Origin of the sequence: Streptomyces sp. NPDC102490 (genome assembly GCF_044765285.1) — a bacterium.
Classification (GTDB): Bacteria; Actinomycetota; Actinomycetes; order Streptomycetales; family Streptomycetaceae; genus Streptomyces.
On the sequence record NZ_JBIWJU010000019.1, the window covers coordinates 94,156 to 106,102 of the forward strand.

An 11,947-nucleotide genomic window follows, 5' to 3' on the forward strand; every position below is an offset into this window, starting at 1 on the left:
CACGCCGTCGCACCGGCCCGTCCGGGGCGTACGTCCGGGAGCCCCGTACGCCCGCTCGGACGCCGGAGTGCTACTGGTCGGCCCGGGCCGTCTCCAGCAGTTCCTCCGCGTGGGCGCGGGCCGTCTCCGAGTCCTCCTGGCCGGCGAGCATCCGGGAGAGTTCCCGCACCCGGTCCTCGCCCTCCAGGACCTTCACGCCGGAGCGGGTGACCGAGCCGTCGTTCGTCTTCTCCACCAGCAGCTGCCGGTCGGCGAACGCGGCCACCTGCGGCAGATGCGTGACCACCACGACCTGCGCGCTCTTCGCCAGCCGCGCCAGCCGCCGCCCGATCTCCACCGCCGCCTTGCCGCCGACCCCGGCGTCGACCTCGTCGAACAGGTACGTCGGCACCGGATCGGTGCCCGCGAAGACCACCTCCACGGCCAGCATCACGCGCGACAGCTCACCACCGGAGGCGCCCTTGGCGATGGGCCGCGGCGGCGCCCCGGGGTGCGGGGCCAGCAGCAGCTCCACCTCGTCGGCGCCCGACGGGCCGCAGGCGACCGTCCGCCCGCCGACCTCGACGCCCTCCGGGTCCTCGGTCTGCCGGATCTCGAACGACACGCGCGCGTGGGGCATGGCCAGTGACGCCAGCTCGGCGGTCACCGCGGCGGCGAACCGCTCGGCGGCCTCGGTACGCGCGTCGGTCAGCGCCTGGGCGAGCCCGCCCAGCTCCGCCCGCAGCGCGTCCCGCTCGGCGGTCAGCTCGCCGATCCGCTCGTCGTCGCCGTCCAGCTCGGTCAGCCGCGCGGCGCTCTGCTCGGCCCAGCTCAGCACGGCCGCGATGTCCTCGCCGTACTTCCGGGTCAGCGCCGTGAGCGCGGCCCGGCGCTCCTCGACCGCCGCCAGACGCAGCGGGTCGGCGTCCAGGTCGTCGGCGTACCCGGCGAGTTCCCCGGCCACGTCGCGCAGCAGGATGCCGACCTCACCGATCCGCTCGGCGAGCGCGGCCAGCGCCGGGTCGTGGGACCGTACGGCGTCCAGGGCCCGCTGCGCGCCCGCGACGAGCGTGGAGCCGTCCACGCCCTCGGGGTCCTCCGGGTTGCCCGCCAGGGCGGCGTGGGCGGCCGTGGCGGCCGACGCGAGCGCCTCGGCGTGCCCCAGCCGCTCCGCCTCCTCCGCCAGCTCCACGTCCTCACCGGCGCGCGGCTCGACGGCCGCGATCTCGTCGAGGCCGTAGCGCAGGAGGTCGGCCTCCTGGGCGCGCTCACGCGCACGCGTGGTGATCTCCTCCAGCTCCGTGGTGACGGCCCGCAGCCGGCGGTACGCCTCGGCGTACTTGGTGAGCGGGACGGCGACCGCGTCGCCCGCGTACCGGTCGAGCGCCTGCCGCTGCCGGGACAGCTTGAGCAGCCCCTGCTGGTCGGTCTGCCCGTGCACGGCCACCAGCTCGTCGGCCAGCTCGGCGAGCACCCCCACCGGCACCGACCGCCCGCCCAGATGCGCCCGCGAGCGCCCCTCGGCGGAAACGGTACGGCTGATCAGCAGGGCCCCGTCGTCCAGCTCGGCCCCGGCCTCCTCGGCCCGGACGGCGGCCGCGGCGTCGCCGGGCACGGCGATGCGCCCCTCGACGACCGCGTTCTTCGCCCCGATCCGCACGAGCGCCGCGTCCGCGCGTCCGCCCAGCAGCAGCCCCAGGCTGGTGACCACCATGGTCTTGCCGGCACCCGTCTCACCGGTGACAGCGGTGAACCCGGGCGACAGCTCGACCACGGCGTCGTCGATGACCCCGAGCGACCGTATCCGCATCTCCTCAAGCACGGACACGACCATACGAGGTCAAGGGCAGGAAGCGCACACAGGCCGCCCTTTCAACGCCGTGCAGTGCACGCCGCTCAGGGGCGCGGGGAACTGCGCGACCAGCCACAACGCACCCGCAGCCCGCGAGGCACCGAAACCACCCCTTCGAGACCGCTAGTGCGGCGCCCCGCGCCACCCCGACACCGGCAGCGCGAACTTCGCGACCAACCGATCAGTGAACGACGCATGGTGCAACCGAGCCAACCGCACCGGCACCGCCCCCCGCCGCACCTCCACCCGCGCCCCCGGCGGCAGCTCCACCGTCCGCCGCCCGTCACACCACAGCACCCCCGGCGGGACATGCGGCAGCACCTCCACCGCGAGCACCGAGTCCGGCGAGGTCACCAGCGGCTTCGCGAACAGCGCGTGGGCGCTGATCGGCACCATCAGCAGCGCCTCCACCTCGGGCCACACCACCGGGCCCCCGGCCGAGAACGCGTACGCCGTCGACCCGGTCGGCGTCGACAGCACGATGCCGTCGCAGCCGAACCCGGTCACCGGCCGGCCGTCGATCTCCAGCACGACTTCCAGCAGCTTCTCCGCGCCCGCCTTCTGCACGGCCGCCTCGTTCAGCGCCCAGTCGGTGTGCACGATGTCGCCGTTGCGGTGCACGACGACGTCGACCGTCATCCGCTCCTCGACCTCGTAGGCCCGGCTCACCACCCGGTCGACGACCTTGTCCAGGTCGTCGCGCTCGGCCTCCGCGAGGAAGCCGACCCGGCCGAGGTTGACGCCGAGCATCGGCACGCCGGAGGCGCGGGCGAACTCGGCGCCGCGCAGCAGCGTGCCGTCGCCGCCCAGCACGATCAGCAGCTCGCATCCGTCCAGGCACTGCGGCGTGGCCTCGCCGACCAGCTCCACCTCGCCCGGCAGCGGCAGGTCGCGCGCCTCGGCCTCCAGGACCCGTACGCCGATCCCGGCCCGCTGCAGCCCCTTGACCACCAGCTCGGCGCTGCGGATGGCAGCGGGGCGCCCGGTGTGGGCGAGCAGGAAAACAGTACGCGCTCGGTTCTGTGTCAACGCGGCCCCTCCGCCACTGCACGGTCAACGTCGGCCGGGTCCAGTTCACCGGCACCGGCCCGCAGCCACAGAAAGTACTCGACGTTCCCGGAGGGACCGGGCAGCGGACTGGCGGTGACCCCCTTCACCCCGAGCCCCAGCTCCCAGGCCCGCCGCGCCACCGCCCGCACGGCCTCGGCCCGCAACTGCGCGCTGCGTACCACTCCCCCGCTGCCGAGACGTTCCTTCCCCACCTCGAACTGCGGCTTCACCATCATCACCAGGTCGGCGTCCGGCCGGGTGCAGCGCACCAGTGCGGGCAGTACCAGCCCGAGCGGGATGAAGGACAGATCCCCCACGACCAGGTCCACGGGCTCCCCATCGATCGCTTCCGGCGTCAACTCGCGTACGTTCGTACGGTCCTTGACGGTGACGCGTTCATCCTGCCGGAGACTCCAGGCGAGTTGCCCGTATCCGACGTCCACGGCGACGACGTGCGCGGCGCCCGCCCGCAGCAGTACGTCGGTGAAGCCGCCGGTGGAGGCACCGGCGTCCAGGGCCCGCCGCCCCTCGACGACGAGGCCCTGCGGAACGAACGCCGACAGCGCCCCGGCGAGCTTGTGGCCGCCGCGCGAGACGTAGTCGGGGTCGTTGTCGTCCGCGGTCACCACGATCGCGGCGGCGGTCTCGACCTGGGTGGCGGGCTTCGTCGCGACGGTCTTGCCGACGGTGACCCGCCCGGCGGCGATCAGCTGGCTCGCGTGCTCGCGCGAGCGCGCCAGCTTGCGGCGGACCAGCTCCGCGTCGAGACGGCGGCGTGCGACTCCTGCCACGTTCGGTTCAGCTCCTGTGTTCGTGCGGGGACGGGGGCGCCGGTGGTCCCGGGCGGGCGTCGAGCGCGGTGAGCGCGTCGCGCAGCCCCCGGTGTACATCCTCGTACACCTCGACATGTCCGTCGGTGGCCAGGTGGTCGGCGTCGGCCAGCCGCGCCAGCCGGGCGTCGACCTCGGCGTTCCCGGTGGGGGTGCGGGAAACGTCCAGCGGGGCGGGGGCGGCCGGCTCGTACCCGGGGTCCGGGCGGGCGCCGGGCTCCGTCTCCTCGGGCTCCGGCTCCGGTACTGCGTCGCTCATGCCCCGACGCTACCGCGTGGTGCTGGGGTACGGTCGGTCCCGATGGCGACGACTGAGGAGTGCCGTGCCGCACTCGACAAGCTCTCGGACAGCATGCGCGGCGCCGAAGGGGACGTGCGGTCGGCCACGGAGCTGGACCGCTCGGTGAGCTGCCACATCACCGACCTGGACGTCACCTTCGCCGGACGCATGGCGGACGGCCGCATCGACGTGCGCGAGACCCTGAAGGGTCCGCCGCGCGAGAAGGCCGAGATCAGGCTGGCGATGACCGGCGACGACCTGGTGGCCCTGGTGGCGGGCGAACTGAACTTCGCCAAGGCGTGGGGCTCGGGCCGGGTGAGGCTGGAGGCGGGCCTGCGTGACCTGTTCCGGCTCAGAAAGCTCCTGTAGCGGCTGTTTGCGCCGGCTTGGTACGCCCCTTGCGCGCGGCCGGCACCACCAGCGGCGTCCCCGTCTCCGGGTCGTCGATGACCTGGCAGCGCAGTCCGAAGACCCGCTCGACCAGGTCGGCGGTGACGATGTCCTTCGGCGCGCCCTCGGCGATGATCTCCCCGTCGCGCAGGGCGATGAGGTGGGTGGCGTAGCGGGCGGCGTGGTTGAGGTCGTGCAGCACGGCCACGAGGGTGCGGCCCTGCTCCTCGTGGAGTTCGGCGCACAGGTCGAGGACGTCGATCTGGTGCTGGATGTCCAGGTATGTCGTCGGCTCGTCGAGGAGCAGCAGCGGGGTCTGCTGGGCGAGCGCCATGGCGATCCACACGCGCTGGCGCTGTCCGCCGGAGAGTTCGTCGACGTAGCGGTCGGCCAGTTCGGAGATGCCGGTCTGGGCCATCGACTCCTGGACGACCCGCTCGTCCTCGGTCGACCACTGGCGCAGGATGCCCTGGTGCGGGTAGCGGCCGCGGCCGACGAGGTCGCCGACGGTGATGCCGTCGGGCGCGAGGGAGGACTGCGGGAGCAGGCCGAGGGTCCGGGCGACCTGCTTGGCGGGCATCGACTGGATGACCGACCCGTCGAGCAGCACCCGGCCCTCGCTCGGCTTGAGCATCCGGGACAGGGCGCGCAGCAGGGTGGACTTGCCGCACGCGTTCGGGCCGACGATCACCGTGAAGGAGTGGTCGGGTATCTCCACCGACAGCTTCTCCGCGATGACCCGCTGGTCGTAGGCGAGGGTGACGTTCTCGGCGGTCAGACGGTTCACGTTGCTCCTTCGGTTCTTGGGCCCGCCGCGGTGGCCGGTGCCGGCGCTCATATCCGGCCCGCCTTGCGCTCGGTGACCAGCAGCCACAGCAGGTAGACGCCGCCGAGGACGCCGGTGACGACGCCGACGGGCAGCTGGTCGGCGCCGAAGACCCGCTGCGAGAGGAAGTCGGCGCCGACCAGCAGGGCGGCGCCCATGCACAGGGACGGCAGCAGGTTGGGGCCGGGCGAGCGGGTCAGCCGCCGGGCGAGCTGCGGCGCGGTGAGCGCGACGAAGCTGACCGGTCCCGCGGCGGCGGTGGCCGAGGCGGTGAGCAGGACGGCGGCCACCATCAGCAGCGCCCGCACCCGCTCGACGCGCACCCCGAGGGCGTACGAGATGTCGTCGCCCATCTCCATCATGCGCAGCGCCCGCCCGTTGGTGAGCACCAGTGGGACGAGGACGGCGCACAGCGCGAGCAGGGGCCAGACCTGGTCCCAGTCGCGGCCGTTGAGGGAGCCGGTCATCCAGACGACGGCGCGGGAGGCGTCGACGATGTCGGCGCGGGTCAGCAGGTAGCCGTTGACCGCCGTGACGATCGCGGACACGCCGATACCGACCAGGACCAGTCGGTATCCGTGCACGCCCTGCTTCCAGGCGAGCAGATAGATGGCGAGACCGGTCACCAGGCCGCCGACGAGCGCGCCGACGGTGACCTGGGCCGCGCTGCCGGAGAACAGGACGATCATGATGAGCGCACCGGCCGTGGCACCCTGCCCGAGGCCCAGGACGTCCGGACTGCCGAGCGGGTTGCGGGAGATGGCCTGGAAGAGCGCGCCGCCGACGCCGAGGGCGCCGCCGACCAGCAGTCCGACCAGGACCCGCGGCAGCCGCAGCTCGTTGACGATGAACTCCTGCCCGGCGTTGCCCCGGCCGACCAGGGTCCTCAGCACGTCGGCGGCCGGTATGTCGAAGTCGCCGGTGCCGATCAGCAGCACGCTCGCGGCGAGCGCGAGGAGCAGCAGCAGGGCGACGACGACCACGGCCCGGACGTCCAGGCGCAGGGACAGTCCGCCCGCGGTGCGCACGGCACGGTTGCTCTTCACGGTCTTCACGGTCTTCCCGTTCTTCACAGCTGGGCCGTCCTCCGCCGTCGTACGAGAAAGATGAAGACCGGCCCGCCGAGGACGGCGGTGACGATGCCGACCTGGAGTTCCGAGGGCCGGGCGACGATCCGGCCGAGGACGTCCGCGCCGAGCAGCAGCACCGGGGACAGGATCGCCGCGTACGGCAGGATCCAGCGCATGTCGGGTCCGGTGAAGGAGCGGACGATGTGCGGGATCATCAGCCCGACGAACACGATCGGCCCGCAGGCGGCGGTCGCGGCGCCGCACAGCACGGTCGCGGCGAGCATGGACAGCGCCCGGGTGCGGTTGAGGTGGGCGCCGAGGGCCTGGGCGGTGTCGTCGCCCATTTCCATGGCGTTGAGCGGCCGGGCGAGCGCGAGGGCGAGGACCGTGCCCGCCACGAAGAACGGCAGCACTTCCCTGATGGTGCCGGTTGTCGCCGAGGCGAGCGAACCGACCGTCCAGAAGCGCATCCGGCCCAGCGCCGCGTCGTCCATGATCATCACGGCCTGGAGGTAGCCGAAGAGCGCGGCGCTGATCGCGGTCCCGGCCAGCACCAGCCGCACCGGCGTGGCTCCCCGGCTGCCGCCCAGGAACCAGACCAGTGCGCCGACCCCCGCCGCACCGGCGAAGGCGAACCACACGTACCCGGACAGCGAGGTGACGCCGAAGAAGGTGATGCCCGTGACGACGGCCGCCGAGGCGCCCGCGTTGATGCCGAGCAGTCCGGGATCGGCCAGCGGATTGCGGGTCAGCGCCTGGAGTACGGCGCCCGCGAGGCCGAGGGCGGCCCCGGCCAGCAGGCCGAGGACGGTGCGCGACAGACGCTCACCGACCACGACGTCGCCGTAGGTGCCCGAGTCGTGGAAGAGGCCGTGCCAGACCTGGGCCAGGGACAGGTCCTTGGCGCCGATCGCGATGCTCGCCAACGCGAGGAACACCAGGACCGCGACGGAGACGGGCAGCCCCGCGGCACGCAGGACGCGGCGCTTGGCGGGCGGCGCGGGAGCGGTCTCCGCGCGCTGTTCGGGGGGACTGTCGACCAACACGCAGTTAGGTTAGCCTACCCTGCCAATCGATCACGATTCCCGAGGGCTGCCCGGAGGCCGCCGGCCCGCATCCGTCCCACTCGTGAGCTTCGTGAACGGGCGTCTTCCCCGTACGCCGCCGTCACAACCCCAGCCGCGCCAGCGCCTTCCCGGAGTCCAGCCCGCAGCCCCGCTCGCCGCCCGCCGTCCAGGCCGCCGCGCACAGCGCGCGCAGCCCGTCCAGCGCCGCGCCCTCGCCGTCCAGTTCCAGCCGCTCCTCACCCGCCGTCGCCGTCCAGCCTCCGCAGCGGAAGCCTTCCTCCGCGTCACCCGTGACCTCCGGCTGCCCGGTGAGCAGCCCGCGCAGATCGGCGTCCACGTAGGTCGGCCGGTGCTGCGGCGGCGCCGCGAGCAACTGCGGCCCGTCGGTCACGCCGGTCAGGACGAGCAGCGAGTCGACCTCGCCGTTGAACGCGCCCTCGATGTCCGTGTCCAGCCGGTCGCCCACCACCAACGGGCGCTGGGCGCCGGTCCGCAGGATCGTCTCCCGGTGCATGGGGGGCAGGGGTTTCCCGGCGACCTGCGGCTCGGCGCCGGTCGCGATCCGCACGACCTCCACCGCCGCGCCGTTGCCCGGGGCGATTCCGCGGGCGCCGGGGATGGTCAGGTCGGTGTTGGAGGCGTACCAGGGGACGCCCCGCGCGATCGCGTAGCAGGCCTCGGCGAACCGGCCCCACGGCAGCTCGGGACCGCCGAACCCCTGCACCACGGCCGCCGGATCGTCCTCGGCCGACTCCACGGGCTCGAGACCGCGCTCACGCAGCGCCACACGCAGCCCCTCACCGCCGATCACCAGCACCCGCGCCCCCGGGGGCAGCTGCTCGGCGATCAGCCGGGCCACCGCCTGCGCCGACGTGATGACGTCTTCGGCCCCCGTCGGTATGCCCAGCTCGGTCAGGTGCGCGGCCACCGCGTCGGGGGTACGGAGCGCGTTGTTGGTGACGTACGCCAGGCGCATGCCGCCGTCGTGGGCCGCGGCGAGGGAGTCGACGGCGTGCGCGATCGCGTGCCCCCCGGCGTACACCACGCCGTCCAGGTCGAGCAGCGCCGTGTCGTAGGCCTCGTGCAGCTCCCGCCCACTGCCCTCGGGCCTCGTCCTGACGCTCCGGCTCATTCCGCATCGCTCCTCGTTCGTCGCCTTTCCCCCGATCATCCCCCATGCCACCGACACACGTACGATGCCGGGATGAACTCTGCAGGTCACCCGGAAGCAACGGCGCGCCGGGGCCTGGAACTCACCCCGTTCCGAGGCCTCCGTTACGACCCCGACCGGGTCGGCAGCCTGGCCGCCGTGACCTCCCCTCCCTACGACGTCGTGGTCCGCCCCGACGGCCTGCTCCACCTCGAGTCCGCCGACCCGTACAACATCGTCCGGCTGATCCTGCCGCAGGCCGCCACGCCCGAGGAGCGCAACGAGCAGGCCGCGCGCACCCTACGGCGCTGGACGGCGGAGGGCGTCCTGACCACCGACCCCGAACCGGGCCTGTACGTCTACGAGCAACGCGACCGCGACGGCATGGTGCAGCGCGGCGTCATCGGCGCCCTGCGCGTGTCGGACCCCGCCGAGCAGGTGGTCCTGCCGCACGAGGACGTCATGCCGCACGTCGTCGCCGACCGCGCGGCGCTCATGCGGGCCACCCGGGCGAACCTCGAACCGCTGCTCCTGACCTACCGCAGCGACGGCGAGGCGCCGGCCACCACCGCCCTCGTGGAACGCACCGCCGAACAGCCGCCGCTCCTCTCCACTACAACGGAGGACGGCCACTGCCACCGCCTGTGGTCGGTCACGGACCCGGACACCGTGGCCCGCGTCCAGGCCGAGCTGTCCCGGCACCAGGCCCTCATCGCCGACGGCCACCACCGCTGGGCCACCTACCGCACCCTGCGCGCGGAACACCCTTCGCCCAGCCCGTGGGACCACGGCCTGGTCCTCCTGGTCGACACGGCCCGCTACCCGCTCCGCGTCCGCGCCATCCACCGGCTGCTGCACAACATCCCGGTGCACGACGCCGTGGCCGCCCTGGACGGCCACTTCCGCGTCCGCCGCCTGGGCACGCCGCTGGACGCGGCCCTGGAAACGCTGGCGAAGGCGGCCGCCGCGGGCAACGCCTTCCTCCTCGCCGGCGACGGCGACTTCCACCTCGTCGACCTGCCGGAGCCCGGCCTGCTGGCCCGCACGGTCCCCACCGACCGGCCCGAGGCCTGGCGCACCCTGGACGCCACCGTCCTGCACGCCACGCTCCTCGCCCATGTCTGGCGCGTCCCCGACGACTCGGCGGCCCACATCTCCTACATCCACGACACGGCGGCCACCGTCGAGAAGGCGGAACGCGACGGCGGTACGGCGGTGCTGATGCACCCGGTCCGCGAGGAGGTCGTCCGCGACCTGGCCCGGCAGGGCGTCACGATGCCCCGCAAGTCCACGTCCTTCGGCCCGAAACCGGCCTCGGGCCTGGTGCTGCGCACCCTCGACACCTGAGAGGGCCTGACACGCCGAAGGGGGCGGGCCCGTGAACCGGTCCCGCCCCCTTCGACACGCCGTCAGACGATCAGCCCGTCAGCCGTCAGTCCTTGTCGTCGTCTTCGTCCTCGACCTCGACCTCGTCCTCAACGGAAGGGCTCGCCCCGCCGTCGCTCTCGGACTCACCCTCGTCCAGGGCGTCCATGAACTCCACGCCGTCCAGTTCGGCGAGCCGGTCTGAGGCGTCCGTGCTGCCGTCCCGGTCCGACTCCACGGCCTTCGCGAACCACTCCCGCGCCTCCTGCTCCCGGCCCGCGGCCAGCAGCGCGTCGGCGTAGGCGTACCGGAGCCGCGCGGTCCACGGCTGTACGGAGTGGGAGGCCAGCTCGGGGCTCTGGAGCGTCACGATGGCCGCGTCCAGCTGCCCCATGTCACGCCGGGCACCGGCCGCGACGAGGCGCATCTCGACCTGACCGGCCTTGTCCAGCTTGTGCACCTCGGGGGCACCGGCCATGTCCAGCGCCTTCTCCGGCCGGCCGAGCCCACGCTCGCAGTCGGCCATGACCGGCCACAGCTCCACGGACCCGGTCATCCGCCGCGCCGCCCGGAACTCCGCCAGCGCCTCCCCGTACTTCTGGTTGGCGTACGCGGCGAACCCGGCCGCTTCCCGTACGGCGGCGACGCGGGACGCCAGGCGCAGGGCCACCCTGGAGTAGCCGTACGCGGCCTCGGGGTCCTCGTCCAGCAGCCGGGCGACCATCACCAGGTTCCTGGCGACGTCCTCCGCGAGCGTCTTGGGCAGGCTCTGGAGCTCCTGCCGTACGTCCTTGTCGATCTCGTCGCCCGTGACTTCCTCGGGGATCGGCAGGCGCTTGATCGGCTCGCGGTCCCGGTCACGGTCGCGCTCCTCACGGAAGCGGCCACCGCCGCCACCCTGCCGGTCGTCACGCCCCCGGTAACCGCCGGGCCGCCCGCCCCGGTCGTCACGACGGGGACCACGGCCTCCGCGGTCGTCCCGCCCACGGAACCCACCGCGGTCGCCACCCCGACCGTCGTCACGCCGCCCGAACCCGCCCCGCTCACCACGGTTGTCGTCCCGACGGAAACCACCACGGTCGTCACGGCGATCGTCACGCCGGTCATCCCGCCGGAAGGGAGGACGCTCGCCACCCCGGTCATCACGGCGGTCGTCACGGCGGAAGGAGGGACGCTCGTCACGGCGGAACGAGTGACGGTCGCCGCCCCGGTCGTCACGCCGGTCGTCACGCCGGAAGGGAGGACGCTCGCCGCCCCGGTCGTCACGCCGGAAGGAGGGACGGTCACCGCCCCGGTCGTCCCGACGGTCGTCACGCCGGAAGGAGGGACGGTCACCGCCCCGGTCGTCCCGACGGTCGTCACGGCGGTACGAGGGACGGTCGCCCCCACGATCGCGGTCGTCACGGCGTCCGTAACCGCCACCACGGGAGTCCTCACGACGACCGTCACGCCGGTCATCCCGCCGGTCGTCACGGCGGAAGGGGGGACGCTCGTCACGCCGGAACGAGGGCCGGTCAACCCGACGGTCGTCGCGCCGGAAGGGAGGACGCTCGCCACCCCGGTCATCACGCCGGTCGTCACGCCGGTACGAGGGACGGTCACCGCCCCGGTCGTCCCGACGATCGTCACGCCGGTCGTCACGCCGGAAAGTCGGACGATCGCCCCCACGATCGCGGTCGTCACGGCGAGGCCCACGGTCGCGGTCGTCACGGCGGAAGCCGCCACTCTGTCCGCCACGGGCATCACCCCTGCGGTCGTCACGGCGGAACCCACCACGGTCACTGCGCTGACCTCGGCGGTCACCGCGGTCACCACTGTCCCGTCGCCGCTGGTCGCGCTCCGGTCGGTCCTCGGGAGAGTTGGTGGTCATCGGTGACTCCTGTCTTCGGTACCGCAAGTCATTCTCGCGCAGCCGGCTACCCGGTGCGCCCTGGAAAAACGAAAGGACCCCTGGTCCCCAGCTGAACGCTGGGGACCAGGGGTCCTTCCCAAAGATTGTTCGGCGGCGTCCTACTCTCCCACAGGGTCCCCCCTGCAGTACCATCGGCGCTGTAAGGCTTAGCTTCCGGGTTCGAAATGTAACCGGGC

Annotated in this window: 12 protein-coding genes and 1 rRNA gene; 2 read left to right on the forward strand and 11 right to left on the reverse strand. The window is 73.3% G+C overall.

The features are described from left to right. Positions 1–70 precede the first annotated feature (70 nt). From recN to ACIRGB_RS34150, 4 genes are all read right to left on the reverse strand, one after another. Entirely contained in the window at positions 71–1,813 is a 1,743-nt protein-coding gene (gene recN / locus ACIRGB_RS34135; RefSeq protein ID WP_403873074.1) for a DNA repair protein RecN, read from the reverse strand. A 141-nt stretch (positions 1,814–1,954) separates the two neighbouring features. Next, the gene (locus ACIRGB_RS34140; RefSeq protein WP_403873077.1) at positions 1,955–2,860 is read right to left on the reverse strand and encodes an NAD kinase; all 906 of its coding nucleotides are present in this window, start codon (positions 2,858–2,860) and stop codon (positions 1,955–1,957) included. After that, positions 2,857–3,672 carry a hemolysin gene (locus ACIRGB_RS34145; protein WP_403873080.1) on the reverse strand — a complete coding sequence of 272 codons (816 nt, stop codon included), beginning with the start codon at positions 3,670–3,672 and terminating at the stop codon, positions 2,857–2,859. Before ACIRGB_RS34145 ends, ACIRGB_RS34140 begins: the two co-directional genes overlap by 4 nt. Positions 3,673–3,679: 7 nt before the next feature. Further along, positions 3,680–3,970: a hypothetical protein gene (locus ACIRGB_RS34150; RefSeq protein ID WP_403873083.1), complete on the reverse strand. Its 291-nt coding sequence runs from the start codon at positions 3,968–3,970 to the stop codon at positions 3,680–3,682. Positions 3,971–4,012: 42 nt separating this feature from the next. Between ACIRGB_RS34150 and ACIRGB_RS34155 the strand changes: the two genes are divergently transcribed. After that, positions 4,013–4,360: a sterol-binding protein gene (locus ACIRGB_RS34155; RefSeq protein WP_403873086.1), complete on the forward strand. Its 348-nt coding sequence runs from the start codon at positions 4,013–4,015 to the stop codon at positions 4,358–4,360. Here ACIRGB_RS34155 and ACIRGB_RS34160 read toward each other — a convergent pair. The 4 genes from ACIRGB_RS34160 to ACIRGB_RS34175 all read right to left on the reverse strand — a co-directional run bounded on the left by ACIRGB_RS34160 (position 4,344) and on the right by ACIRGB_RS34175 (position 8,476). Further along, positions 4,344–5,219 carry an ABC transporter ATP-binding protein gene (locus tag ACIRGB_RS34160; RefSeq protein ID WP_403873089.1) on the reverse strand — a complete coding sequence of 292 codons (876 nt, stop codon included), beginning with the start codon at positions 5,217–5,219 and terminating at the stop codon, positions 4,344–4,346. The genes ACIRGB_RS34155 and ACIRGB_RS34160 overlap by 17 nt on opposite strands. Beyond that, positions 5,216–6,253 (reverse strand): FecCD family ABC transporter permease, encoded by a 1,038-nt coding sequence (locus ACIRGB_RS34165; protein WP_403873092.1) that lies wholly within the window; start codon positions 6,251–6,253, stop codon positions 5,216–5,218. The genes ACIRGB_RS34160 and ACIRGB_RS34165 overlap by 4 nt, the downstream gene beginning before the upstream one ends. Before the next feature lie 23 nt (positions 6,254–6,276). After that, positions 6,277–7,323, reverse strand: a complete 1,047-nt coding sequence (locus ACIRGB_RS34170) for a FecCD family ABC transporter permease (RefSeq protein ID WP_403873095.1) — start codon at positions 7,321–7,323, stop codon at positions 6,277–6,279. A 121-nt stretch (positions 7,324–7,444) separates the two neighbouring features. Continuing rightward, on the reverse strand, positions 7,445–8,476 hold the full coding sequence (locus ACIRGB_RS34175; protein WP_403873097.1) for an HAD hydrolase-like protein: 1,032 nt from the start codon (positions 8,474–8,476) through the stop codon (positions 7,445–7,447). A gap of 72 nt (positions 8,477–8,548) precedes the next feature. Here ACIRGB_RS34175 and ACIRGB_RS34180 point away from each other — a divergent pair, with 72 nt between their 5' ends. Beyond that, positions 8,549–9,841, forward strand: coding sequence for a DUF1015 domain-containing protein (locus tag ACIRGB_RS34180; protein WP_403873100.1), 1,293 nt, complete (start codon positions 8,549–8,551; stop codon positions 9,839–9,841). Positions 9,842–9,926: 85 nt separating this feature from the next. On the opposite strand, the gene ACIRGB_RS34185 is transcribed toward ACIRGB_RS34180, so the two are convergent. From ACIRGB_RS34185 to rrf, 3 genes are all read right to left on the reverse strand, one after another. Beyond that, entirely contained in the window at positions 9,927–10,691 is a 765-nt protein-coding gene (locus ACIRGB_RS34185; protein WP_403873114.1) for a tetratricopeptide repeat protein, read from the reverse strand. After that, on the reverse strand, positions 10,583–11,662 hold the full coding sequence (locus tag ACIRGB_RS34190; protein ID WP_403873117.1) for a hypothetical protein: 1,080 nt from the start codon (positions 11,660–11,662) through the stop codon (positions 10,583–10,585). Before ACIRGB_RS34190 ends, ACIRGB_RS34185 begins: the two co-directional genes overlap by 109 nt. A 194-nt stretch (positions 11,663–11,856) precedes the next feature. After that, positions 11,857–11,947: ribosomal RNA gene (rrf, locus tag ACIRGB_RS34195) — 5S ribosomal RNA — on the reverse strand; the annotation flags it as partial.

Bases quoted from the DNA above. Each gene is read 5' to 3' on its own strand.
- recN (WP_403873074.1), bottom strand. From the start codon at position 1,813: ATGGTCGTGTCCGTGCTTGAGGAGATGCGGATACGGTCGCTCGGGGTC.
- ACIRGB_RS34150 (WP_403873083.1), bottom strand. From the start codon at position 3,970: ATGAGCGACGCAGTACCGGAGCCGGAGCCCGAGGAGACGGAGCCCGGC.
- ACIRGB_RS34155 (WP_403873086.1), top strand. From the start codon at position 4,013: ATGGCGACGACTGAGGAGTGCCGTGCCGCACTCGACAAGCTCTCGGAC.
- ACIRGB_RS34160 (WP_403873089.1), bottom strand. From the start codon at position 5,219: ATGAGCGCCGGCACCGGCCACCGCGGCGGGCCCAAGAACCGAAGGAGC.
- ACIRGB_RS34175 (WP_403873097.1), bottom strand. From the start codon at position 8,476: ATGAGCCGGAGCGTCAGGACGAGGCCCGAGGGCAGTGGGCGGGAGCTG.
- ACIRGB_RS34180 (WP_403873100.1), top strand. From the start codon at position 8,549: ATGAACTCTGCAGGTCACCCGGAAGCAACGGCGCGCCGGGGCCTGGAA.